The following is a 24,405-nucleotide window of genomic DNA, read 5'->3' as shown; positions in this document are numbered from 1 at the left end:
ATTCCTGATTCTTCTGGGATTGGGCGTCGCGGGAGGCTCGAAGGGTCTTAGGCCCTGAGCGCCTCGGCCACGACGGCGCGCAGGGTCCGGCGGGTGAGCGGAATCTTGAAGTCGTTGCCGCCCTGGCCCTTGGCCCCCGCCAGGACCGCATCGGCGGCCGCGTCCGGATCGCCGTTGGAGGCGACGAGGGCAGCCTCGGCCGCCGGGACCCGCCAGGGCTTGTGAGCGAGGCCGCCGAAGGCGAGGCGGGCGGCGCGGATCCGGCCATCGGCGCTCTTGTCGATCACCGCCGCCACGGAGATCACCGCGAAGGCGTAGGAGGCCCGGTCGCGGACCTTGCGGTAGAGATGCGTGCCGGCCACGGGCTTGCCGAGGGTCACGGCGGTGACGAGCTCGCCCGGCCGCAACGCGGTCTCGATCTCGGGCGTGTCGCCGGGCAGGCGATGGAAGTCGGCGAGCGGGATCGTCCGCTCCGTGCCCTTGGCGTCGACGGTCTCGACAGTTGCGTCGAGGGCCCGCATCGCCACCGCCATGTCGGACGGGTTGGTGGCGATGCAGGCCTCGCTCGCGCCGAGCACGGCATGGATGCGGGTGAAGCCGCCGATGGCGGCGCAGCCGGAACCGGGAGCTCGTTTGTTGCAGGCCTGCGCGGTGTCGTAGAAGTACGGGCACCGGGTCCGCTGGAGCAGATTGCCGGCGGTGGTCGCCTTGTTGCGCAACTGCCCGGAGGCACCGGCCAGCAGCGCCCGCGACAGCACCGCGTAATCCCTGCGGATGCGGGGATGGGCGGCGAGATCGGCATTGCGCACCAGGGCGCCGACGCGCACGCCGCCGTCACCGGTCTCCGTGACCTCCGCGAGGCCGAGCCGGTTCACGTCGACGAGGTGAGCCGGTGTCTCGACCTGCAGCTTCATCAGATCGAGCAGGTTGGTGCCGCCGGCGATGAAGCGGGTGTTCGGTTGCGCGGCCGCCATCTCGGCCGCTTCCGCCACGGTCTTCGGTCGGGCGTACGTGAAGGCTTTCATCGGCGCGGTACCCGTTCTGGTGGGGTCCTGTGGACAAGATACCCGTCCGTCCGAATCCCGAAGGGACAACAACGGGATGGGACGGGACGGTGTTTCCCGTGAAACACTCCGTTAACTCAGCCGCTGCGGCCCCCGGCGTCGACGATGGCCGCGACGATGTTTGGGTAGGCGCTGCACCGGCACAGATTGCCGCTCATGCGCTCGCGAATCTCGGCCTCGGTGAGTTGCGGGGCGGCCAGGAGGTCGGCGCTGGCGTGGCTCGGCCATCCGGCCTCGACTTCGGCCAGCATGCCCTTGGCCGAGCAGATCTGCCCCGGCGTACAGTAGCCGCACTGGTAGCCGTCATGATCGAGGAAGGCCGCCTGGAGCGGGTGCAGGGTGTCGCCCTTGGCCAACCCCTCGATGGTCTCGATGGCGTCACCCTCGTGCATGGCGGCCAGGGTCAGGCAGGCATTGATGCGGCGTCCGTCGACCAGCACCGTACAGGCCCCGCACTGGCCGTGATCGCAGCCTTTCTTGGTCCCGGTGAGATCGAGGTGCTCGCGCAGGGCGTCGAGGAGGGTGGTGCGGGTGTCGAGGACGAGGTCGCGCGCCTCGCCGTTGATGGTCAGGCGCACCGGCAGAGTCTGCGGGGCCGGGTCGCCGGGGGCCGGCGCGAGGGCGGCGAGACCCGGCCGGACGGTGCCGAACCCGGCGACCCCGAAGGCCGCGAGGGCGGCGGCCCCCTCCATGACCCTGCGGCGGCTCGGTCCAAGCCCTGAGCCAAGTCCTACCCCGAGCCCCGTCTCAAGCCCTGTCCCATGCGAGACGGGCCGACGTGACCCGATCTCGCGGGCGGTCTCGTCGCTCATGCGCTGGTCCCCTGCATTCTCGCGATCGATCGCCCGGCCAATCCGAAGCCCGCACGGACAAGGGGGCGACCAGTCTGGAACCGATACGAAGTCTGGAACCGAACGCGCCGGGGGCGCCGTCCGATCCCGTTCCGCCGGCGCCACTTGAAATAGGGCCGGGGCGCCCGCGCGGATCGGAACACGGGGACCGAGGATTCCAGACGTCCCGGCCCGGCGACCGGCCTCCCCGGACACCCGACCCTACGCCACCCTGCCGAATGGGCGCGAAAAAGCCCGTTCGCGCAGGCGGGCGACGCCGGCGTACGCCCTCGGCGTCTCAGAACGACAGCTTCATGCCCGCCACCACCGTGCGCGGCGCGCCAGCATAGACCGAACCGGTGATGCCCGCGAGGACACCGGCACCGTTGAGACCGCCGGTCCCGGCGTTCAGGCTGTTCGCGAGGTTCTGGACAGACGACGCGTAGGTGCGGTCCAGAAGGTTGCGTGCCTCGACGTAGAGGTTGAGACGCCGGGCGTAGCCGCCGGTCAGGTCGGTGACGTAGTGGACGTTGGCGTTGACGAGGGCGTAGCCCGGGGCTTTGAGCAGGTTGGCGTTGTCGACGAAGAAATCGTCCTGCGCCACCACCTCGACGAAGCCGCCGAGTCCCGAGAGGGGGCCGCCGACCTGCTCGTAGCCGAGGCGGGCGAGGAGCTGGTGGGCGGGCACGCCCGGGATGAGCTTGCCGGCCCGGTCGAACCGCGCGGTGAAGCTTCCCCCGCTCAGCTGCTCGACGTAGCGGGTGTAGAACTGATCGTCGAAGGTGTAGGCGAGGGTGGCGCGCCAGCCCGGGCTGAAGGCCCAGTCCGCCGCGACCTCGATGCCGCGGTGCTCGGAGGCCGGGGCGTTGAAGGTGTAGGCCAGAAGCCCGGCGCCGGGCGATTGCGAGACCAGTTCGTTGCGGAAGAACTCATAGAAGCCGGTGAGGCTGAAGCGCAGGCCCTCCCACGGGGTCCAGTCGGCGCCGAGATCGAAGCCGAGGTTCTGCTGGGTCTGCAGCTGGGTGTTGTTGCCCGGCACTCCGGCCGGCGTCACGAACAGGCTGCCGGCGGCCGGGGCGGTGTAGCCCGTGGCGGCCCGGCCGCGGAACGCCCATTCGGCGCTCGGCCGGTAGACCAGGGCGAGCTCCGGCGCGACGTTGAGGAAGCTGCGGTCGGCCAGGGCCGGACTCGTGGTCCGCCCGGCCGCCGAGTAGGCGTAGGCGAGGTTGCGCCCGGTGATCCAGGTGTTCTCGGCGCTGATCCCGACCACGCCGGTCCAGGTGTCCGACAGGGCGACCTCCGTCCGCGCCCGGCCGCCGAGGTTCGACTGGACGGCGAACTGATCGCCGATGAGGGCGCCGAGCGTCGGCCCCGCGAACGGTGTCAGGTTGAAGGTGGTGGCGTGGGAATCGAGGGCGCTGAAGGAGAGCGCCGCGTAGCTCACCGCCGGCAGACCGAACAGCTCCGAGCGGTGGGTGATGTCGCTCATCGCGTTGTAGGACGGCACGCTGCCGCGCCCGGAGCTCGTGAAGAACGCTTGGTTGATGTTGCGTTCGTCGAAGCCGACCTGGGTCCGCCACGTGGTCTGGGCGTCGATGTCGTGCTCCCAGCGCGCGGCCACGATGGTGCGCCGGTCCTTGCGCTCCAGCCCGACCTCCGTCGCCGTCACGGGGGAGGTGGCGCCGAAGGCGCCGTTGCGGAAGAAGCTGTAGGTGGTGCAGCCCGAAGCCGCAGTGGCGGCCGAGGCGCAGCCGCGCTGGTACGGGTTGATCCGGTACTGGTTCAGGGAGGCGCGCGCGGCGATGTCGGCGTGGAGCTCGTTGTTGATCACCTTCAGGGTGAAGCGGTTGTCGGGCGTCGGCGTGTAGCTCGCCAGCAGGTTGACGGTCTGGGTGTCGTAGGACGAATGGTCCTGGTAGCCGTTGGCGCGGACGTCGCTGGCGAACAGGCTGATCTCCACCGGGCCGCTGACGCCGCCGACGGTGAAGTAGTTGCTCAGGTACCCGAAGCTGCCGGCATCGACCCCGACTTCGTAGCCGTCGATCTCCCGTCCCGTTCGGGTGCGGAACGCCAGCGCGCCGCCCGTGGCGTAATTGCCGAACAGCGCCGATTGCGGCCCCCGGAACACGTCGATGCGGGAATAGGCGCGCGGGTCGACGAGATCGAACCGCGAGAAACCGTCCGGCTGGGTCAGCACGAAACCGTCCTCGAGGACGACCATGTTGCGGGTGACCCCGGTGGAGCGGGCGTTGTTGCCGCGTACGGAGATGATCACGTCGCGGGCGCCGTTGCCCTGGCGCACGGTGACGCCGGGGCTGTCGAGCAGCACCGAGCCGATGTTCGTCGCCGGCCGGTTGGCGATGGTGCTGTCCCGCCCGACGGCGGTGACGATCTGGCCGACGGGATTCTCGATGACGCTCGCGGCCGAACCCGGCAGGGCGGCGACGCCGAATCCGGTGCGTCCGGTCGGCCGCCCGGTGCCGTCGCCGACGACGGAGACCTCGTCGAGGGTGACGCTGGGCGCGACCTGCGCCTGCGCGGCGGCGGGAACGGATGCGGCGGGCAGGCAGGCGGCGGGCAGGCCCGCGGCGGGGAGGAGGAGGGCGGCGAGGCGCCGTCGTGCGGGAGAGAACAGCAACATGGGAAAACGCGTCCGATCGGTCGAAGGGGGAGGGGCGACGAGATCAGGACGGGAGGGGCGGGGCCCGGGGCTGGCCGGCGGGCCGGGGCCGGCGGAGGGAGGGGATCGGGGGCGGTGTCGCCCAGGCGACCGCGTGCCACTGGGCGGTGCGGGCCACCCGTGGGCCGGTCGGGACGAGGGGCGCGAGGGCGATGCCGGTACAGAACGGGCAGGTCGCACAGGGGCCCGGCATCCCGTCCTCCGCCGCGACGGCGGCTTCGATGCCATGGCCGCAGATGATCGCGTGGGCCAGGGGATCGGGCGGGGGCAGGCGCAGGGCCGCCCCCGGCGCCAGGGCCTGCAGCCAGAGGGCCAGAACGAGAAGGACGGTTCCGAGGCGGTCCCGGAGGGCGCGGGAAGACACGGGCGACGCGCCCGGTAAGGGTCGGCTTCAGGCCGCGATCCGCCCGGCGAGGGCACGGCCGCCGCAATCGAGGAGGATCATCGCCAGGATCGCCGCGCCCGTGAGCGGGAACAGGGCGCCGAGGCCGAGAACCAGGAGCGTGACCCCGGCGACGACGCGGGGCGCACGCGGCCAGGGCGGGATGCCGAGACTCCCCGAGGGTCGGCGCTTCCACCACATCACCCCGGCGGTGACGCTCAGGAGAAGGCCGGCGAGGCAGACAGCGAGCATGAGGAGCTGGTTGAGCCGGCCGAAGGTCTCGCCCTTGTGCAGGCCGATGCCCCACTGGATCGCCCGGCCGACGATGCCGATCTCGGAAAAGCGCACGTCGACGAGGGCCTGGCCGGTGTACTGGTCGAGGGAGATCATGCGCTGGCGGGTGACGTCGCGCGGGTAGGCGGCGGCGGCGTAGACGCCGGTCTCGCCCACCGGCAGGGCGAGTTCGTAGCCCGCCGGCATGCCGCGCTCCACGAGGATCGCCGCCGCCCGGTCGAGGCCGATGGACTGGCCGGGGGCCGGCCGCGACAGGGGCACGGGCGCGTCCTCAAGGGCCCAGCCGGCGGTGGTGAGGGCGTCGCCCATGGGGACCGTCGACACCGGCACCCGCGCCCAGAGGGCGCTCGGCTGGCCGAGGCCGGCGGCGTTGGACAGCGCCCGCAGCTGCTGGCCCCAGACGATGGACCACGGCAGGCCGGTGAGCGCCAGGAACAGCAGGCCGCCTCCGGCCACAAAGCCCGTCACCGCGTGGAGATCGCGCCACCACGCCCGGCGGCGCGGCGTGCCCCGGACGCCGACGACCCCGCCGGACTGACCGCGCGGCCACCACAGGTAGGTTCCGGTGATCACGAGCACGATGAGGAAGCCCGCCACCACCTCGACGATCCCGTTGGCCACCGGCCCGAAATACGACAGGCTGTGCAGGCGCCGGATCACCGCCATCACGTCGCCATCCGCCGCGACGTGGCCGACGATGTCACCGTTGCGCGGGTCGAGGGAGACCAGGGTCCTGGCCCCGTCCTTCACCAGGGTGACCACCGCCGGGGATGTCGGGCCGGCCGGGTCGAGGTAGGTGAGGGGGGTGGCATCCGGCACCGCCTGGCTCGCCACGTAGACGAGGCGATCCGGGCCCAGGGACGCTCCGTCCGAGGCCGGGACGACGAAGCGCCGGGTGAACAGGGCGACGTTGATCTCGTCCTTGAACAGGTAGAGCGCCCCCGTGGTCGAGAGCAGGATCAGGAACGGCAGGCAGATCAGCCCGGCATAGAAGTGCCAGCGCCACACGGCGCGGTAGACCGCCTCGCGGGAGAGGCGAATGGGCGCGGCGAACGGCGCGGCGGCGCCGGTGAGGGAGGAGGGCATGGTCGTCCTGGACGGTCGCGAGCGCTCGGGGCCGCGCCTCGCGGGCACGGCCGATCCATCGAACCTGTCCGGTCTGGCGGACGGTCGGTCGGGGATCGGGGCGCCGGCCGCACCGAAGCTCGGCGGCGGACGAAGGGCGCCCTCAGGCGACGGGCGGTGCCCGCGGTTGTGCGTCTCGTTCGGGGGGCGCCCGGGGCTGCGCGGCCGCGTGCGGGCGCCACGCCACGGCGACGCGGCGCCGGCTTGGCCAGACGAGGCCGGTGGGCATGAGGGGCGGCAGGTCGAGACTCGCCACGGCCTGGGCCGCCGTACAGCAGGACACGTGCACGTGGACGGGAGCGGGCGCGTCCGGCCCGGCCTCGCCCGCCTCGTGCAGGCACAGGGCGGGGTCCACCCCGGGGGGCGACAGGGGCACGGCGGTCCCCAGGATGGCCTGCAGGCACAGGGCGTAGAGCGCGATCACGGCGATGATCGCGCGGCGGCTCGCTCCCCTGGGCCGATCTGCCTGCATGGAAGCGGGTAAAGGCGAGGCCCGCCGCCCCGTCAATGCCTGTCCGGGGAGCGGAGGCCGGGCGCGACGTTTTTCATCGGGGCTGTGGCCCGCACGCGTCGGGTCGGGCGGGACCAAACCGGCCCAGCGGCGTTGGGGCCAGGATGACTCAGACGATGACCCAGACCCCGAACCTTCCCGCACCCCTGACCGATGGCGAACCGCGCCTCGGCTTCTGCTGCAAGTTCATCCTCGAAGCCCCGCCGGAGAGCTTCAAGACCCTGAAGGCCGCCCGCGAGGCGGCCCTGGAGATGAACCTCAGCCACGTCACCATGGCCAACCTCACGCGCCTCGCGCCTGCGGACCGCCGGGCGAAGCTGGAGGATCTGGCCCGCCACAACCTCGGCGCCCTGGAGCGGCAGATCGCCTGGGTCGCCGCGCGTCCGCCCCTCGAGCGGCTGCTGCGCATGGCGAGCAACGTGCTCCCCGGCTACACGCACCCGGTGGCGAGCGACATCTACGCCGAGCCGGGCCTGCGCGCCCTGATCGAGCCGGGGCTCGCCCGCATCGGCGATCTCGCCCGGGCAGCCGGCGTGCGCCTCAGCTTCCATCCCGGTCAGTTCTGCGTCATCGCCTCGCGCAACCCGTCCGCGCAGGCGAACGGCATCGCCGAGTTCGAGTATCACGCCGAGGTGATGGCGCTGATGGGGTACGGCTCCGGGTGGCACCCGCATGGGGCGCACATCAACATCCATGTCGGCGCCCGCGACCCCGGCGTCGAGGGGTTTCGCGCGAGCCTGCCCCTGCTCTCGCAAACGGCGCGCGACCTTATCACCGTCGAGAACGACGAGAACGCCTTCGGCCTCGACACGGTGCTGAAACTCGCCGACGCTGTGCCGGTGGTGCTCGACCTCCATCACCACTGGGTCGAGAGTGGCGGCGCCTACATCGAGCCCGAGGATTCGCGCATCGCGCAGGTGCGCGATTCGTGGCGCGGCGTGCGCCCCATAGCGCATATCAGCGTCTCGCGGGAGAATCTCCTGGCGGGCACCGACCCCGAGGCCGCACCCGATTTCGTCGCGCTCTCGGCCGCCGGCCATTCCCGCCGCGACCTCGCGGCCCATTCGGACATGATGTGGAACCGCGCCGTCAACGCCCTCGTCGGCCGGCACCTCGCCTGGGCGGATTTCGAGATCGAGGCGAAATCGAAGAATCTCGCCTCCGGTCAGATCGCCGCGCAGGTCGCCCCCGGCCTCGCTTCCGCGACGAAGGCGGCGGCCTGAGCCCCATCGAGTGAGTCCCATCGAGTGAGTTCCGTGGAGTGAGTCCCGTGGAGCAGGAGCTGCGCGAGCCCCCGGTCCTGCCGGGCGAGGCGACGCGGGACGAGGTCCGCATCGGCTGGCTGCGCCAGCAGATCGGTCGCCTGCGCAAGCGTATGCCCTTGCGCCGGCGCCTCGTCGGCGGGGCCGCGCACGGGCTGATGTCGGCGTCCGCCGCCCTCATCGCCTACATGCCGACCCAGGCGCTGAACCTCCGCGAGGGATTCTGGAGCGCCATCACGGCCATCGCGGTGGTGCAGACGGAATTCCGCGCCACCCGCACCATGGCCCGCGACCAGTTCCTGGGCGCAGCCACGGGCGGCCTCATCGGTCTTGGCGTGCTCAGTACCGTGGGTCAGGACCTCGTCGCCTACGCGGTCGCCGTCATCCTCTCGCTCACCGCGTGCTGGCTCCTCAACGTCGCGAGCGCCGGGCGCCTCGCCGGCATCACCGCCACCATCATCCTGCTCGTGCCCCATGTCGGCACCGCCCAGCAGATGTTCGGCTCACGCCTCCTCGAGGTCGGTTGGGGCGTCACCGTCGCCATCGCGGTGGGCTGGGTGGCGACACGGATGATGCGCCATCCCGAGGATGGGGCCTGACCGCAAAGGATTGGTTTACCATTCCGGCACAGGATCGCGCCGTGCCGGCTCCCGATGCTGCCGGCGGCCGGCGGCTGCTCCTTCGAGCGCCCAGGCCTCACGGAGAGCGCTCACCATGATGTCCCGCGCGGAACGCACGCCTCTCACCGATTGGTGGTGGACCGTCGATCGCGGCCTGCTGGCGGGCCTCGGCGCCCTCATGGTGGCCGGCCTCGTCTTCCTCATGGGCGGCGGTCCGCCGGTGGCCGAGAAGATCGGCCTGCCGACCTTCCACTTCCTCAACCGGCAGGCGCTCTACCTCGCGCCGACCCTGCTGATCATCGTGGCCGTGTCGTTCCTGTCCCTGCGCCACATCCGGCGCGTGGCCCTGGCGACGTGGCTCATGGGCGTGGTCCTGTGCGTGCTCGCCGGCAAGTTCGGGCCGGAGATCAAGGGCGCGCATCGCTGGATCCAGTTCGGCCCCTTCGGCCTGCAGCCGTCGGAATTCGTCAAGCCCGCCTTCGTGGTGGTGGCCGCCTGGGCCTTCTCGGAGGGCGCCCAGCGCCGCGACATGCCGGGCGGCCTGCTGGCGATCCTGCTCCTGCCCATCACCATCGTGCCTCTCGTGCTCCAGCCGGATTTCGGCCAGACCATGCTCATCACCATCGTGTGGTGCGCGCTGTTCTTCGTGGCCGGCCTGCACTGGTTCTGGGTCGCGGGCCTCGGCATCGCCGGACTGCTCGGCGTCGGCGTCGCCTACCGCTTCCTGTACCACGTGCGCGAGCGCATCGACCGGTTCATGAACACCGAGTCCGGCGACAACTTCCAGGGCTTCTGGGCGCACGAATCGTTCAACGCCGGCGGCTGGCTCGGCGTCGGACCGGGCGAGGGCCTGGCCAAGCGCCACCTGCCCGACGCGCACACCGACTTCCTGTTCTCGGTGATCGGCGAGGAGTTCGGCGTCCTCGTCTGCCTCGGCCTCGTGTCGCTGTTCGCCTACCTGGTCATGCGCGGCCTGAAACTCGCCCGGCGCACGGACGACACCTTTTCGCGCCTGGCGATCACGGGTCTGGTCACCCTGTTCGGGCTCCAGGCCTGCATCAACATGGCGGTGAACGTCCAGCTGATGCCCGCCAAGGGCATGACCCTGCCGTTCGTCTCCTACGGCGGCTCGTCGATGCTGTCCCTGGCCCTCGGCATGGGCTTCCTCGTCGCCTTGACCCGCAAGCGCCCGCGCACCACCACCCTGAGCCAGAAGCCGCCGGGGACCGCCCCGGCGACCGTCGCCGGAGTGATGCGTTGACCGTCGCCACCGCTACCATCCTCCTGTGTGCCGGCGGCACGGGCGGCCACCTGTTTCCGGCCGAGAGCCTCGCCCACGTCCTGCGCGCGCGCGGGATGCGGGTGGTGCTCGCCACCGACGCGCGGGTCGATTCCATCGCCACGGGGTTTCCGGCCTCCGAGATCGTCACCATCGCGTCGGCCACGCCTTCGGGCCGGTCCCCGGTGAAGCGCGGCCTCGCCCTCCTCACCCTGGGGCGCGGCTTCGGCGTCGCCGCGCGGCAGATCAAGCGCCTCGATCCCGCCGCCATCGTGGGCTTCGGCGGCTACCCCACGGTGCCGCCCATGCTCGCCGGGCAGATCCTGCGGGTGCCGACAGTTCTGCACGAGCAGAACGCCGTCATGGGCCGGGCCAACGCCTTCCTGGCCCGCGGCGCGCGGGCCATCGCCACGGGCTTCGGGCAAGTGCGCGGCGTGCCCCTCAAGGCGCTGGCGCCCCGCACCCACACGGGCAATCCCCTGCGCCCGGCGGTGATCGCGGCCGCGGCCACGCCCTATCCCTCCGTCGGGCCAGGCGACCCCCTCCACCTCCTCGTCTTCGGCGGCAGCCAGGGCGCGCGGGTGATGGGCGAGGTGGTGCCCAAAGCCATCGCGAGCCTGCCGGCGGACCTGCGCGCCCGCCTCCACCTCGTCCAGCAGGTGCGGGCCGAGGATCTCACGGCGGTGCAGAACCTCTATCTCGGCCTCGGCCTCGGCGGTTTCGAGGCGGCGCCCTTCTTCAAGGACCTGCCGTCCCGCATGGCCGCCGCCCACCTCGTCGTCGGGCGGTCCGGCGCCTCCACGGTCTCGGAACTCGCCGCCATCGGCCGGCCGTCGATCCTGGTGCCGCTCCCCGGGGCGCTGGATCAGGATCAGGCCGCCAACGCCGCGACCCTGGCCTCCATCGGCGCGGCCCTGGCGATTCCCCAGAGCCAGTTCACGCCCGATCGCCTCGCGGCCGAACTCGTGGACCGCTTCACGGAGGGCGGGAAATTGACCGCGGCGGCGGCAGCGGCCAAAAGCGCGGGCATCCACGACGCCGCCGAACGCCTCGCCGACATCGTCGTCGCCACGGCCGCCCGCACCTGATCTTCCCCTCCATGGGCGCCGCCTCGGGTGCGCCCGGCCTGGACTGGTTCATCCCATGAAGCTGCCCGACAAGCTCGGCCCCATCCACTTCATCGGCATCGGCGGCATCGGCATGTCCGGCATCGCCGAGGTGATGATGAACCTCGGCTACACCGTCCAGGGCTCCGACGCCTCGGACAACGCCAACGTCCGACGTTTGGCCGAGAAAGGCATCCGCACCTTCGTCGGCCACAGCGCCTCGAACGTTGAGGACGCCGCCCTCGTGGTCGTCTCCACGGCGATCCAGCGCGACAACCCCGAACTCGTCGCCGCCCGCGAGCGCCGCCTGCCGGTGGTGCGCCGGGCCGAGATGCTGGCCGAGCTCATGCGCTTCAAGTCGTGCGTCGCCATCGCGGGCACCCACGGCAAGACCACCACGACGTCCCTGGTCGCGACCCTGCTCGACGCCGGCAACATGGACCCCACGGTCATCAACGGCGGCATCATCAACGCCTACGGCACCAACGCCCGCATGGGCGAGGGCGAGTGGATGGTGGTGGAGGCCGACGAATCCGACGGCACCTTCCTCAAGCTGCCGGCCGATGTCGCCATCGTCACCAACATCGACCCTGAGCACCTCGACCATTTCGGCTCGTTCGACGCGGTCAAGGACGCGTTCCGGCGCTTCATCGACAACATCCCGTTCTATGGCTTCGCCGTGATGTGCATCGACCACCCGGTGGTGCAGGACCTCGTCGGGCACATCGAGGACCGCCGTATCATCACCTACGGCGAGAACCCGCAGGCCGATGTGCGCCTCATCGACATCGATCTGCGTGGCGGCCAGAGCAAGTTCCGGGTGATGATCCGCGACCGGCGGCCGGGCTTCCGCATCGAGATGGAGGACCTCGTCCTGCCGATGCCGGGCAAGCACAACGCCCTCAACGCCACGGCGGCGCTCGCCGTCGCGCACGAGCTCGGCGTCGAGCCGGAGGCGATCCGCAAGGCGCTCGCCGGCTTCGGCGGGGTCAAGCGCCGCTTCACCAAGACCGGCGAGTGGAACGGCGCCCTGATCTTCGACGATTACGGACACCATCCCGTGGAGATCAAGGCGGTGCTCAAGGCCGCCCGCGCCTCCACGGACGGCAACGTGGTGGCCATCGTCCAGCCCCACCGCTACACCCGGCTGGCCTCCCTGTTCGACGATTTCTGCACCTGCTTCAACGACGCCGACACGGTGATCGTCGCCCCCGTCTACGCCGCCGGGGAACCCCCCATCGAAGGCATGGACCGCGACGGCCTCGTCGCGGGCCTCAAATCGCGCGGCCACCGCGATGCCATCGCCCTGGACCGCTCCGAGGATCTCGCCGGCATCGTCGCCGGGCGGGCGAAGGCGGGCGACTACGTCGTGTGCCTGGGCGCGGGCAACATCACCCAATGGGCCTACGCCCTGCCGGGCGAGCTGGCGGCGCTCGGGGGGGTGGCGGGGTGACAGACGCTCACGCGGCCTTGGCGTCCGGCAGAAGATCGTCCGGATCGACGCCGAGCACTGCGGCGAGAGATCGGTAGTCCGTGGTGTCGCCCGCGTATGCGCCTTGCTCCATCGCCGCGAGATCAGGCTCCGTGATGCCGGCCCGTTCGGCCAGCGCCGCCGCAGCCATGCCGCGGCGCTCGCGCCAGAAAACGAGGGGCGTCGGCGCCGCGCGCAGGGCATCGAGGTCGGCCTCGCTCAACAGCTCGTTGGCGCCTGTATCGAGCCGCGTCCGCGAAGCGGCAAGGTCGCGTGTATCCGACGCGTCCTCGGCCAGGGCGACGAGGCGTTCGAACTCGGCTTCGGGAAGAATGACGATCGCTTCGCCAGCCGGCGTTCTCGTGCGGACGATGGTCATGTCGCTGGTCCTAATCGTAGATCGACCCACGCGGTCCGACATCATGCACAATGACCCGATCGGGCTCGCTCGTGAAGATCACCCGCCAATCGCCGACGCGGAGGCGACAGCCGTCCTGACCTTTCAGGGCCTTGATGTTGTTGACCAGGGCGTCCGGATCTTCGGCGAGTTGGCGCAGTTTGGCGCGGATCAGGGCCTCCGTCGTCGCCGGCATCCGGGTCAGGGCACGGGCCGCCGGGCGGGTGAAAACGATCGCCCTGTCCATGCCCCCACCCGCCCATCGGCTCTGCAATTTCTAATTGATTATGCCGAAAGGCACCAGCACCCATGACCGCCTTCCCCGATCTCACCCCCGCCTTCCCCGATCTCACCCCCGCCATCCGCGCGGCCGCGCCCGCCCTGCGCGGGCGCCTCATCGCCAACCAGCCCCTGTCCGACCTGACCTGGTTCCGGGTCGGCGGCCCGGCGCAGGTGCTGTTCACCCCGGCCGATGCGGAGGATCTCGCCGCCCTGCTGGCCGGCCTCGACCCGGAGATCCCCGTCACGGTGATCGGCCTCGGCTCGAACCTCATCGTGCGCGACGGCGGCGTGCCGGGCGTGGTGGTGCGCCTCGGCGGCAAGGCCTTCGGGTCGGTCGCGATCGACGGCGATCACCTGCGCGTCGGTACCGCCGTGCCCGACATGCGCCTCGCAAAGGCGGCGGCGGAAGCCGGCCTCGACGGGCTCGCGTTCTTCCGCGGCATCCCCGGCTCCATCGGCGGGGCGCTCCGCATGAATGCCGGGGCCCATGGCGGCGAGACCACGGACGTGCTGATCGCGGCCGAGGGCGTCGACCGGAAGGGCGACCGGCGGACGTTCGGCCACGCCGAGATGGGGTTCGCCTACCGCCACAGCGGGGCCCCCGACGACGTAATCTTCACCCATGCCGTGTTCCGGGGCCGTCCGGGTGATCGCGAAAGCATCGAGGCCGAGATGGATCGGGTCACGGCGGCGCGCGAGGCCGCCCAGCCCATCCGCGAGCGCACCGGCGGCTCGACCTTCAAGAACCCGCCCGGCGGCAAGGCCTGGCAGCTCGTCGACGCCGCCGGCTGCCGGGGGCTGCGGGTCGGCGGCGCCGAGGTCTCGCCCATGCACTGCAACTTCCTGATCAACCGCGACGGCGCCACGGCGGCCGACATCGAGGGCCTCGGCGAAGAGGTGCGCCGGCGCGTGCGCGAGACCAGCGGCGTCGACCTACATTGGGAGATCAAGCGCATCGGCCTCGACGCCTCTGCTGTAAGTCGGTAAGTCGTAAGGACGCTTCTGGAGTACAGTCATGGCCCACGCCGTTCGAACCGCCTATTCCAAGGTTTCCGTGAAAAGCCAGACTGTCCTGCCCGCCGAGGTTCGCGCCAAGCTCGGGATCGCGCCCGGAGACCGCCTTCGCTATGTGCTGACGGCCGATGGGATCCGGATCGAGAAGGCGCAGCCGGAGGTTGAGGACCCGTTCGTGACCTTCACGGAATGGGCGAGTCCCATCGACGACGAAGACTATGCCAACCTCTGACCGTCAGGCGCTCGTCGCCGGCACCGTCATTGTCGTGCCTTTTCCATACTCCGATCGTCTCGCGGAAAAGCGCCGCCCGGCCGTCGTTATCTCCGGTCCCGCCGTAGCCGAGGCCGGCTTCGTTTGGATCGCCATGATCACCAGCGCACGCCATGCGAACAGGGCGGGAGACCTTCCGATTTCGGACCTCGAAGCTGCCGGTCTCGAAACCGCTTCGATGGTGCGCCCGTCCAAGATTGCCTGCATCGAGCCGTCGCGCATCCTGCGCCGGATCGGTGCCTTGCCGGTCCATGCCGCCGCGGCGGTCTTTGACGCCGTCCGCAGTCGGATTGGTCCCGTCTGATCCCTTGTCCTGTCCGCATCCGCCTTCCGGAGCCTCCCATGTCCCAGCACGTCGCCGTCCTCATGGGCGGGTGGTCCTCCGAGCGCCCGGTCTCGCTCAATTCCGGCAACGCCTGCGCCGAGGCCCTGGAGGGCCGCGGCTACCGGGTGACCCGCGTCGATGTCGGACCGGACATCGCCACGGTGCTCACCGACCTAAAGCCCGACGTCGCCTTCAACGCCCTGCACGGGCCGGCGGGCGAGGACGGCACGATCCAGGGCCTGCTGGAGCTGCTGCGCATTTCCTACACCCACTCGGGCGTGCTCGCCTCGGCGCTCGCCATGCACAAGGAACGTGCCAAAACGATCATGCGGGCGGCCGGTGTGAGCGTTCCCGAGGGCCGCGTCGTTAACCGTCATGCGGCCGCGAAGTCACACCTGCTGACGCCGCCCTACGTGCTCAAGCCGGTGGCCGAGGGCTCGTCCATGGGCGTCGTCATCGTGCGCGACGCGAGCGCCCCGCCGCCCCGGGACGTCGGCCGGGCGGATTGGGGCTACGGCGATGATATCCTTATCGAAACCTACGTCGCCGGACGCGAGCTGACCTGCGCGGTGATGGGCGACAAGGCCCTCGGGGTGATCGAGATCAAGACCGCCTCGGGGGACTGGTACGACTACGATGCGAAGTACGCCGAAGGGGGGTCGATCCACGTCCTCCCGGCAGAAATTAAACCAAATCTTTACCAGCGTGTCCAAGAGTTGTCGTTAACGGCGCATCAAGCACTCGGGTGCCGGGGCATCAGCCGTGCGGACCTCCGCTTCGACGACACACCGGGTGGAACCGGTGCCCTCGTCGTCCTGGAGGTCAACACGCAACCCGGCATGACGAAGACGAGCCTTGTGCCGGAGATCGCAGCCCACGCTGGTCATAGTTTCGGTGAGCTCGTCCAATGGATGGTGGAGGACGCAACGTTGGGCCGCTGAGCGGGTCGGGTCATTCCGGCGGCGCAGGCTTCGCCCCGGCCCGCGCCCTGCGCGACGCCGTGACCGCACGCCTGCGGCGCCTGGGTCCGGGCCGCCGCTCGCGCCTCGCCCTGCCCATCGAGCGGCGCATCCCGCGCCACCTCGGCACCCTGGCCATGTCCGTGTCCTTCGCCGCCCTGGCGCTGACGGGCTTCGTCGCCAGCGGCCGCTACGAGCGCTTCGTCCTCGAGAACGGCCGCCCCTTCGACATTCTCGCGCGCCTAGCCGGCTTCGGCGTCGAGCGCGTCACCATCGCGGGGATCGCTCGCCTCTATGAGCGCGAAGTGCTCCAGGCCGCCGGCATCGACGGCCACTCGTCGGTGGTGTTCCTCGACGTCAACGAGGTCCGCGACCGGCTGATGCAGGTGCCCCTCATCGCCAGCGCCTCCGTGCGCAAGGTGTACCCGAACGAGATCGTCATCACCCAGGTCGAGCGCGAGCCCGCCGCCCTGTGGCAGCGCAACGGAATCATCTCGGTCATCGCCGCCGACGGCAAGGTGATCGACGAGATGCGGGACGACCGCTACGCCGCGCTCCCCCTCGTGGTGGGGGAGGGCGCCAACGAGCGCCTCAAGGATTACCTCGCCCTCATCGAGGCCGCCGGCACCCTCGCCGAGCGGGTTAAGGCCGGAACCTACGTCTCCGGCCGGCGCTGGACGCTCAAGCTCGACGGCGTCGACATCCGCCTGCCCGAGACCGGGGCGGCGGACGCGCTCGCCCGCCTCGTGCGCCTCGAGCGCGACGCCCGCATCCTCGAGAAGGACATCATCGCGGTGGACCTGCGCATGCCCGACCGGGTGGTGGTGCGGCTCACCGAGGAAGCCGCCGCCGCCCGCGCGGAATCCCAGAAGAAGCCCAAGGCCAAGGGAGCCGCCACGTGACCCGCGACATGAGCCGCACGATCCGTCCGGCGCATCCCGCGTCCACGCCGACTGTCCCCGCGTTCCCGGCCCGGTAGCACCATGCACCACCAGCACGGCCTCACCCCGCGGCTCAAGCCGCTCTCCGCCCGGCGGAGCACCACCCTCTCGGTGCTCGACATCGGGACGAGCAAGATCGTCTGCCTCATCGCCGAGCTTCAGCCGGCCGAGGCGCTCTCGACCCTGCGCGGTCGCACCCACTTCGCCCGCATCATCGGCATCGGCCACCAGCGCTCGCAGGGGCTGAAGGGCGGCGCCATCGTCGATCTCGAAGCCGCCGAGGGCGCCATCCGCCAGGCGGTCCACGCCGCCGAGCGCATGGCCAAGGTCGAGGTGCAGTCCGTCATCGTCAACATGTCGGGCGGCCGCATCGGCTCCCAGCATTTCGAGGCCCGGGTCAACACCCGCACGGGCACCGTCACGGGGACGGACGTGGAGCGCGTGCTGGAGACGGCCTCCGCCCACGGCGTCAGCCCCGGCCGGGCCGTGCTCCACGCCCTGCCCACGGGCTACGCCATCGACGGCCAGGGCGCGGTCATCGACCCGTCGGGCATGATGGGCGACGCGCTGGGCGTCGATCTCCACGTGGTCACCGGCGAGGCCGCCGCCGCCCGCAACCTCATGCTGGCGGTGGAGCATTGCCACCTCGGCGTCGAGGCGGTCATCGCCACCCCCTACGCCGCGGGCCTGTCGGCGCTCGTCGACGACGAGGCCGAGATGGGCGTCTGCGTCGTCGACATGGGCGGCGGCACCACCAGCGTCGGCGTGTTCTCCGGCGGCCACCTCGTCCATGTCGACGCCATCGCGGTCGGCGGCCACCACGTCACCATGGACATCGCCCGCGGCCTCTCCACCCGGGTCGCGGCCGCCGAGCGCCTGAAGACCCTCTACGGCTCGGCGCTTCCCACGGCGTCGGACGACCGCGACATGATCGCGGTCCACGGGGTCGGCGAGGACGAGGGCGACGCCCCCACCCACGTGCCGCGCTCGCAGCTCGTGCGGATCATCCGCCCGCGCGTCGAGGAGGTCCTCGAACTCGTGCGGGACCGCCTGCGCAACGCCGGCTTCTCGGCCCAGGCCGGGCGCCGGGTGGTGCTCACGGGCGGGGCGAGCCAGCTCGTCGGCCTGCCGGAAGTCGCCCGCCGGGTGATGGAGGGGCAGGTCCGCATCGGCCGGCCGCTCGGCATCCGCGGCCTCCCCGAGGCCGCCAAGGGACCCGCCTTCTCGGCGGCGGTGGGGCTCCTGGTCTACCCGCAGGTGGCCCACGCGGAGCACTTCGAACCACGTGGGCACGGCGCCTTCGCGGGCACCGGAACGGACGGCTACTTCTCGCGCGTCGGACGCTGGCTCCGCGAGAGTTTCTAGAGGAACGACCGCCATCGCGCCCCAAACCCCCGGCATCGGGGGTGGGCGCGAACGGCCAGACGAGAATCGGCGCCTCCCTCCATCGAGGCGTCAAATGAAACGTGAAAGGCACGAGAGGCTCGACACCCATGGCCATCAGTCTGCAGGCACCTGACATCCGGGAACTGAAGCCCCGCATCACCGTCTTCGGCGTCGGTGGAGCCGGCGGCAACGCCGTCAACAACATGATCGAATCCGGCCTGCTCGGCTGCGAGTTCGTCGTCGCCAACACGGATGCCCAGGCCCTCACCTCCTCCAAGGCCGAGCGCGTGATCCAGATGGGTCTCGGCGTGACGCAGGGGCTCGGCGCCGGCTCGCACCCGGAGGTCGGCTCGGCCGCCGCCGACGAGGTCATCGACGAGATCCGCGACCAGCTGTCCGGCGCCCACATGTGCTTCATCACCGCCGGCATGGGCGGCGGCACCGGCACCGGTGCGGCCCCCGTCATCGCCCGCGCCGCCCGCGACATGGGCATCCTCACCGTCGGCGTCGTCACCAAGCCCTTCCAGTTCGAGGGCGTGCGCCGGATGCGCACGGCGGAGGCCGGCATCCAGGAGCTCCAGGCCGCCGTCGACACGCTCATCGTGATCCCGAACCAGAACCTGTTCCGGGTCGCCAACGAGAAGACCACCTTCGCCGACGCCTTCGCCATGGCCGACCAGGTGCTCTACTCGGGCGTCGCCTGCATCACCGACCTCATGGTCAAGGAAGGCCTCATCAACCTGGACTTCGCCGACGTCCGCGCGATCATGCGCGGCATGGGCAAGGCCATGATGGGCACCGGCGAGGCCTCCGGTGAGAACCGCGCCAACCGGGCGGCGGAAGCGGCCATCGCCAACCCGCTCCTCGACGACGTGTCGATGAAGGGCGCCCGCGGCCTGCTGATCTCCATCACGGGCGGCAACGACCTCACCCTCTACGAGCTCGACGAGGCCGCCACCCGCATCCGCGAGGAGGTCGACTCGGACGCCAACATCATCCTCGGCGCCACCTTCGACGAGAGCCTCGACGGCATCATCCGCGTCTCCGTGGTCGCCACCGGCATCGAGCCGGCCCTGATCACGGCCCATTCGCAGAACAACCCCGAGATCCAGCAGACCGAGCAGCGGATCGCCGAGGTGGCCGAGCGGCTTCGGGCGGAAGCGAGGGCCCGGGCGGCGCAGCCCGCCACCACCTTTCGCGCCCCCGGACAAGACCAGCCCCTGACCGCTCCCGCGGCCGCCCCGGTCGCCGCCCCCGTCGCTCCGGCGCCGGTCCAGGCTCCGCGCACCGCCCTGCCGGAGGCCATGGCCCCCGTCGAGCCGGTGCGGATGGAGATGGCCCCCGTCATCCGCGACGAGGTCGTGCTGACCCAGACCCAGCCCCGCGCCGCCATGGCGTACGAGCCGGCCCCTCTGCCGCTGCCGGAGCCGGCTCCCCTCCAGGCCGCCGGCCCGTTCGTGCCGCCGCGCCCGGCCGTTGCCGTCGCCCGCGCGCCGCGCATGCCGCAGATCCAGGACCTGCCGATGCCGGCCCAGGCCCAGCTCCGCGCCAGCCGCGGCGAAGAGCCGGCGGAGCCCGCCGCCGATACCAAGCGGATGACGCTCCTGCGCCGCCTCGCCACCGTCGGCTTCGGCGGACGCCGCGAGGAGGCCGAGGCCGCCCCCGTGCCGGTGCCGGTGCGCGCTCCGGCCAGCCCGGTGCCGCCGGCCCCCGCCGACTACGCCAAGCGGGCGCCCGCGCCCGCCGCCCAGGGCTACCGCCCGGCCCAGGGCAACCTCGACCCGCAGGGCCGGGTACAGGCCCCGCAGGCCCGGATGATGGACGACGATCAGCTCGAGATCCCGGCCTTCCTCCGTCGCCAGGCCAACTGAACGCCCCGGACGGGGCCCATCTCCGTCCGGTCTGATGTGTTTTTGCAACGCACCCGGGGTCTTGCGACCTCGGGTGACGTGCGTGGTCAAGCGATTGATCGCGCAGAGGTTTTTCGATCACTCTCCAAACGCTGCATTGTAACACAGCGTAAGAATCCGTGATTTGGTCCCGGTTTGGGGCGGGGCTATACGAATTTTGGAACGAAAAGCGCGGCGGTTTCGCCGCCCGCGCTCGCGGGGCTTCAAGCAGCGGACGGATCACGGGAACGACTTGCCTCCCTCGAAGGAGGCCTGCGTTCGATCACGGCCGAGGGCTATGGAATGCGAACGAACCATCAAACGACACTCAAGGCACCGGCCACCCTCAGGGGGATCGGCGTGCATTCCGGGAACCCGGCGGAGATCACCCTCCACCCCGCGCCGGCGAACCACGGAATCGCGTTCCTCCGCACCGGCATGCCCACCGGCAACGATCGCCTCATCAAAGCCCACCACGCCTGCGTGTCCGCCACCGAACTCTGCACCGTCATCGGCGATGTCCAGACGGGCGCCGTGGCCACCATCGAGCACCTGATGTCCGCCCTATACGGGCTCGGGCTCGACAACGTCCTCGTCGAGATCGACGGCCCCGAGATGCCGATCCTCGACGGCAGCGCCCGTCCCTTCGTGCAGGCCATCGACGCCGTCGGCCTCACCACCTGTGGCGCCGCCCGGCGCTGGATCAAGGTGCTGCGCCCCGTCCGCATCGAGGTGGACCGCGCCTTCGCCGAGCTCCGCCCCATCGACCGCGGCTTCCGCCTCGACGTGGAGATCGATTTCGAGAACCCGGTGATCGGCCGCAGCCGCAAGGCCATGGACCTCACCCCCTCCGCCTATCGCCGCGAGATCGCGGGCGCGCGCACCTTCGGGATGATGCGCGACGTCGAACGCTACTGGAAGGCCGGGTTTGCCCTGGGCGCCTCCCTCGAGAACACCGTCGCGGTGGGCGAGACGGCGGTCGTGAACCCCGAGGGCCTGCGCTACGCCGACGAGTTCGTCCGCCACAAGTTCCTCGACGCCGTCGGAGACCTCGCGCTTGCCGGCCTGCCGCTCCAGGGCGCCTACCGCTCCTATTGCGGCGGCCACCGCATGAACGTCGGCGTGCTGACCGCCCTGTTCTCCGACCGGGCCAACTACGCCATCGTCGAAGCCGCCAGCCCGCGCCGCGAGACCAGCCTCGCCGAATTCGGCAACAGCCTCGGCCTCGCCGCCTTCGCGGGCGAACTCTGACAGCGGGATCTGTAGCGGGCCCGCAACATCCGGTCCGCAAATCGGTGGGCTCAGGGCACAGGCCGGGCCGGCCGCCGTTTTCACGCCCAAATCGCGCGCCACGGTGAATCGTCCGTGAAACGGGGCAAGGTCCGCTGGGCAACGCAGCCGGACCGTGGCATCACGCCGTCAGCCACGCGACCGACACCTGTGATGGCTTGACGACGCGCGTCCCGAGCGGGCCGCCTGTTGGGGGAAGTACCGGAATGCGCCTCACTCATCCGAACCGCGGTGCGATGGCGGCCGTGCTTCTCACGCTCTGCGGCGTGGGCCTCGGCGGCTGCGACGCCCTCGATTCGATCAACCCCTTCGCCGAGAAGTACAAGCCGGAAGTCGTGCCGGATGTTCCCGCCGACAAGCTCTACAGCGACGGCCTGGCGCGGATGGAGGACAAGGACTACGAGGGCGCCTCAAAGAAATTCGGCGAGCTCGATAAGGCCTACAGCTATTCCGACTGGTCGCGCCGCGCGCTGCTGATGACGGCCTACTCGAACTACGAGGGCCAGAAGTACGACGACGCCATCTCGGCCTCGAAGCGCTACCTCCAGCGCCACCCGGCGAGCAAGGACGCGGCCTACGCCCAGTACCTGATGGCGATGTCGCACTACAAGCAGATCCCCGACGTGACCCGCGATCAGGATCGCTCGGAGAAGGCGCTCGCCGGACTGCAGGAGCTCGTCCAGAAGTATCCGACCTCGGAATACGCGACCGACGCCAAGGCCAAGATCCAGATCACCCGCGACCAGCTCGCCGGCAAGGAGATGGAGGTCGGCCGCTTCTACCTCGAGCGTCGCAACTTCCCCGCCGCCATCAACCGCTTCCGCGATGTGGTGAGCAAGTACCAGACGACCCGCCACGCGGAGGAAGCCCTGGAGCGCCTCGTCGAGGCCTATATGGCGCTCGGCATCACCGCCGAGGCGCAGACAGCCGCCGCCGTGCTGGGCCACAACTTCCCCGACAGCCCCTGGTACAAGGACGCCTTCGCGCTCCTGCAGAACGGCGGCCTGGAGCCGCGCGAGGAAAAGTCCTCGTGGCTGAGCAAGGTCTATCGCGGCGTCGTCGGCCGGACCGCCGAAGCGCAGTGACCTGAGCCAGCGGCCCCGCTCGGGGCCGCCGTTCTGCGGAGCGCGTGCGTCCCCGCCGCCGGAGGCGGGTGATTTCGTCCCGCCCCGAATCCCGCTAAGAGATCCTCACACATGGCTCCCGCGCCCGTCGCTGCGGGGGAGAATGCCTCTAGGGCGTTTCGTGAGGCACCCAGACGTGGCCACCGTTTTCAACAGGGCCGAATCCGCGGCATGCTGAGCCAGCTCGCGATCCGCGACATCGTCCTCATCGACAAGCTCGACCTGAACTTTCGCGAGGGCCTCAGCGTCCTGACCGGCGAGACGGGGGCGGGCAAGTCGATCCTGCTCGACGCCTTCGCCCTGGCGCTCGGCGGACGCGGCGACGGCCGGCTCGTGCGCCACGGCGAGGCGCAGGGCGCCGTGACCGCCGTGTTCGACATCGGCCTCGACCACCCCGCCCGGGCGCTGGCCGCGCAGGCCGACCTCGACACCGAGGGCGATCTCATCCTGCGCCGCATCCAGATGGCCGACGGCCGCACCCGGGCCTTCGTCAACGACCAGCCCGTGGGTGTGCAGGTCCTGCGCGCCATCGGCCTCGCCCTCGTGGAGATCCACGGCCAGCACGACGATCGCGCGCTCGCCGATCCGGGGACGCATCGCGCCATCCTCGACGCCTTCGGTGGCCTCCAGGCGCCCCTCGGTCAGGTGAGCGAGGCGGCCAAGCGCGTGCGCGCCGCCCGCGCCAGCCTCGCCGAGCACCGGGCCCGGGTGGAGGCCGCGCGCAAGGAGGTCGACTTCCTGCGCCACGCCGTCGACGAGCTGGAGACCCTCGATCCGAAGGCCGGCGAGGAGACGGCCCTGGCCGAGCGCCGCACGGTGATGCAGCAGGGCGAGAAGGTCGCCCGTGAACTCAACGAGGCCATCGAGGCGTCGGGTGGTCCGGGCGTCGCCCACCTCTCCTCCGCCCTGCGCAAGCTCGAGCGTCGGGCCGGACAGTTGCCCGCCCTGGTCGAGCCCTGCGTCGCCGCCCTCGATGCCGCCCTGACGGCCCTCGACGAGGCCCATACGGTTCTGGACGCCGCCTTGCGCGAGGCCGAGTTCGACCCGCGCGAGTTGGAGCGGGTCGAGGAGCGGCTGTTCGCGCTCCGCGCCGCATCGCGAAAGTACGACGTGCCCGTGGACGATCTCGCGGCGCTGCGCGAGCGCTACGCGTCGGACGTCGCCGCCATCGATGCCGGCGAGGAGGCCCTCGGCGGCCTGGAAAAGACCCTGGCGGGGGCCGAGGCCGCCTACGCCAAGGCGGCGACGAAGCTCACCGAGGGGCGCCGCAAGGCGGCCAAGGCCCTCGACGCGGCGGTGAAGGGCGAATTGCCGCCGCTCAAGCTCGAACGCGCCCGCTTCATCACCGAGATCAGCACCGACCCGGACTCGCGGGATGCCGCGGGCTACGACCGCGTCGAGTTCTGGGCGCAGACCAATCCGGGCACCCGGCCCGGGCCAATGATGAAGGTCGCGTCCGGCGGCGAGCTGTCGCGCTTCATGCTCGCCCTCAAGGTCGTACTCGCCGACAAGGGCTCGGCGCCGACCCTGATCTTCGACGAGATCGACACCGGCGTCGGCGGGGCCGTGGCCGACGCCATCGGCGCCCGCCTGGGGCGCCTCGCCACCCGGGTTCAGGTGGTGGCCGTCACCCACGCGCCTCAGGTGGCCGCCCGGGCCGAGACCCATTTCCTCATCGCCAAGGACCCGGTGAAGGGCAGCGACCGGGTCGCCACCCGGGTCGCGTCCCTGGCCGCCCCGGCCCGGCGCGAGGAGATCGCCCGGATGCTCGCCGGCGCCACCGTGACCGACGAGGCCCGCGCCGCGGCCGCCCGCCTGCTTCAATCGGCGGATGCGTGATGCACCTGGGACACGGACAGCGTTAAGATTTTGTTTACCATGATCGCGGACTCTCACGTGGTGA

Annotated in this window: 23 protein-coding genes; 15 read left to right on the top strand and 8 right to left on the bottom strand. The window is 71.0% G+C overall.

The features are described from left to right. Window positions 1-47 precede the first annotated feature (47 nt). The 6 genes from ASF25_RS19030 to ASF25_RS19005 all read right to left on the bottom strand — a co-directional run bounded on the left by ASF25_RS19030 (window position 48) and on the right by ASF25_RS19005 (window position 6,799). Window positions 48-1,025, bottom strand: a complete 978-nt coding sequence (locus tag ASF25_RS19030) for a xanthine dehydrogenase family protein subunit M (RefSeq protein WP_056306462.1) — start codon at window positions 1,023-1,025, stop codon at window positions 48-50. Window positions 1,026-1,141: 116 nt separating this feature from the next. After that, window positions 1,142-1,756 carry a 2Fe-2S iron-sulfur cluster-binding protein gene (locus ASF25_RS19025; RefSeq protein WP_056306461.1) on the bottom strand — a complete coding sequence of 205 codons (615 nt, stop codon included), beginning with the start codon at window positions 1,754-1,756 and terminating at the stop codon, window positions 1,142-1,144. Between the two features lie 436 nt (window positions 1,757-2,192). After that, the gene (locus ASF25_RS19020; protein ID WP_082502947.1) at window positions 2,193-4,535 is read right to left on the bottom strand and encodes a TonB-dependent receptor; all 2,343 of its coding nucleotides are present in this window, start codon (window positions 4,533-4,535) and stop codon (window positions 2,193-2,195) included. A 43-nt stretch (window positions 4,536-4,578) separates the two neighbouring features. Continuing rightward, a complete protein-coding gene (locus tag ASF25_RS19015; RefSeq protein WP_056306460.1) occupies window positions 4,579-4,938 on the bottom strand; it encodes a hypothetical protein in 360 nt (119 codons plus the stop codon). A 27-nt stretch (window positions 4,939-4,965) separates the two neighbouring features. Then, window positions 4,966-6,336, bottom strand: coding sequence for a PepSY domain-containing protein (locus ASF25_RS19010; protein ID WP_056306459.1), 1,371 nt, complete (start codon window positions 6,334-6,336; stop codon window positions 4,966-4,968). 142 nt (window positions 6,337-6,478) lie between these two features. Further along, a complete protein-coding gene (locus ASF25_RS19005; RefSeq protein WP_244473098.1) occupies window positions 6,479-6,799 on the bottom strand; it encodes a hypothetical protein in 321 nt (106 codons plus the stop codon). Between the two features lie 203 nt (window positions 6,800-7,002). On the opposite strand from ASF25_RS19005, the gene ASF25_RS19000 reads away from it, so the two are divergent. From ASF25_RS19000 to murC, 5 genes are all read left to right on the top strand, one after another. Beyond that, on the top strand, window positions 7,003-8,109 hold the full coding sequence (locus ASF25_RS19000; RefSeq protein WP_056306457.1) for a UV damage endonuclease UvsE: 1,107 nt from the start codon (window positions 7,003-7,005) through the stop codon (window positions 8,107-8,109). A gap of 47 nt (window positions 8,110-8,156) precedes the next feature. Next, a complete protein-coding gene (locus ASF25_RS18995) occupies window positions 8,157-8,747 on the top strand; it encodes an FUSC family protein (RefSeq protein ID WP_244473097.1) in 591 nt (196 codons plus the stop codon). Window positions 8,748-8,862: 115 nt separating this feature from the next. Continuing rightward, the gene (locus tag ASF25_RS18990; protein WP_056165829.1) at window positions 8,863-10,029 is read left to right on the top strand and encodes a putative peptidoglycan glycosyltransferase FtsW; all 1,167 of its coding nucleotides are present in this window, start codon (window positions 8,863-8,865) and stop codon (window positions 10,027-10,029) included. Next, the gene (locus ASF25_RS18985; protein WP_056306456.1) at window positions 10,026-11,135 is read left to right on the top strand and encodes a UDP-N-acetylglucosamine--N-acetylmuramyl-(pentapeptide) pyrophosphoryl-undecaprenol N-acetylglucosamine transferase; all 1,110 of its coding nucleotides are present in this window, start codon (window positions 10,026-10,028) and stop codon (window positions 11,133-11,135) included. The genes ASF25_RS18990 and ASF25_RS18985 overlap by 4 nt, the downstream gene beginning before the upstream one ends. Before the next feature lie 55 nt (window positions 11,136-11,190). Then, complete coding sequence (gene murC / locus ASF25_RS18980; protein WP_056264947.1) at window positions 11,191-12,606, top strand: UDP-N-acetylmuramate--L-alanine ligase; 1,416 nt, start codon at window positions 11,191-11,193, stop codon at window positions 12,604-12,606. 7 nt (window positions 12,607-12,613) lie between these two features. Here the strand turns inward: murC and ASF25_RS18975 are convergent, their stop codons facing one another. Together ASF25_RS18975 and ASF25_RS18970 are read right to left on the bottom strand one after the other, a co-directional pair. After that, window positions 12,614-13,003 (bottom strand): helix-turn-helix domain-containing protein, encoded by a 390-nt coding sequence (locus ASF25_RS18975; RefSeq protein WP_056306455.1) that lies wholly within the window; start codon window positions 13,001-13,003, stop codon window positions 12,614-12,616. A 10-nt stretch (window positions 13,004-13,013) separates the two neighbouring features. Then, complete coding sequence (locus ASF25_RS18970; RefSeq protein ID WP_082502945.1) at window positions 13,014-13,268, bottom strand: type II toxin-antitoxin system RelE/ParE family toxin; 255 nt, start codon at window positions 13,266-13,268, stop codon at window positions 13,014-13,016. Between the two features lie 62 nt (window positions 13,269-13,330). On the opposite strand from ASF25_RS18970, the gene murB reads away from it, so the two are divergent. From murB to recN, 10 genes are all read left to right on the top strand, one after another. After that, on the top strand, window positions 13,331-14,290 hold the full coding sequence (murB, locus tag ASF25_RS18965; protein ID WP_056306454.1) for a UDP-N-acetylmuramate dehydrogenase: 960 nt from the start codon (window positions 13,331-13,333) through the stop codon (window positions 14,288-14,290). A 28-nt stretch (window positions 14,291-14,318) separates the two neighbouring features. Beyond that, a complete protein-coding gene (locus ASF25_RS18960) occupies window positions 14,319-14,549 on the top strand; it encodes an AbrB/MazE/SpoVT family DNA-binding domain-containing protein (protein WP_056165843.1) in 231 nt (76 codons plus the stop codon). Further along, window positions 14,536-14,892 carry a type II toxin-antitoxin system PemK/MazF family toxin gene (locus ASF25_RS18955; protein WP_056306453.1) on the top strand — a complete coding sequence of 119 codons (357 nt, stop codon included), beginning with the start codon at window positions 14,536-14,538 and terminating at the stop codon, window positions 14,890-14,892. Before ASF25_RS18960 ends, ASF25_RS18955 begins: the two co-directional genes overlap by 14 nt. 38 nt (window positions 14,893-14,930) lie before the next feature. After that, entirely contained in the window at window positions 14,931-15,854 is a 924-nt protein-coding gene (locus tag ASF25_RS18950; protein WP_056306452.1) for a D-alanine--D-alanine ligase, read from the top strand. Beyond that, window positions 15,821-16,774 carry a cell division protein FtsQ/DivIB gene (locus ASF25_RS18945; protein ID WP_056165850.1) on the top strand — a complete coding sequence of 318 codons (954 nt, stop codon included), beginning with the start codon at window positions 15,821-15,823 and terminating at the stop codon, window positions 16,772-16,774. The genes ASF25_RS18950 and ASF25_RS18945 overlap by 34 nt, the downstream gene beginning before the upstream one ends. Before the next feature lie 81 nt (window positions 16,775-16,855). Further along, window positions 16,856-18,178, top strand: a complete 1,323-nt coding sequence (gene ftsA / locus ASF25_RS18940; protein ID WP_056306451.1) for a cell division protein FtsA — start codon at window positions 16,856-16,858, stop codon at window positions 18,176-18,178. A 128-nt stretch (window positions 18,179-18,306) separates the two neighbouring features. Continuing rightward, window positions 18,307-20,070: a cell division protein FtsZ gene (ftsZ, locus tag ASF25_RS18935; RefSeq protein ID WP_056306450.1), complete on the top strand. Its 1,764-nt coding sequence runs from the start codon at window positions 18,307-18,309 to the stop codon at window positions 20,068-20,070. Between the two features lie 321 nt (window positions 20,071-20,391). Next, complete coding sequence (gene lpxC, locus ASF25_RS18930; RefSeq protein ID WP_056264968.1) at window positions 20,392-21,339, top strand: UDP-3-O-acyl-N-acetylglucosamine deacetylase; 948 nt, start codon at window positions 20,392-20,394, stop codon at window positions 21,337-21,339. 245 nt (window positions 21,340-21,584) lie between these two features. Further along, complete coding sequence (locus ASF25_RS18925) at window positions 21,585-22,463, top strand: outer membrane protein assembly factor BamD (RefSeq protein ID WP_056165863.1); 879 nt, start codon at window positions 21,585-21,587, stop codon at window positions 22,461-22,463. 210 nt (window positions 22,464-22,673) lie between these two features. Then, window positions 22,674-24,341 (top strand): DNA repair protein RecN, encoded by a 1,668-nt coding sequence (gene recN, locus ASF25_RS18920; protein ID WP_056264977.1) that lies wholly within the window; start codon window positions 22,674-22,676, stop codon window positions 24,339-24,341. The last annotated feature ends 64 nt before the right edge of the window (window positions 24,342-24,405 follow it).

The sequence above is a fragment of the Methylobacterium sp. Leaf100 genome, from assembly GCF_001422845.1.
Lineage (GTDB): Bacteria > Pseudomonadota > Alphaproteobacteria > Rhizobiales > Beijerinckiaceae > Methylobacterium.
This window is presented reverse-complemented; position numbering and strand designations above follow the sequence as displayed.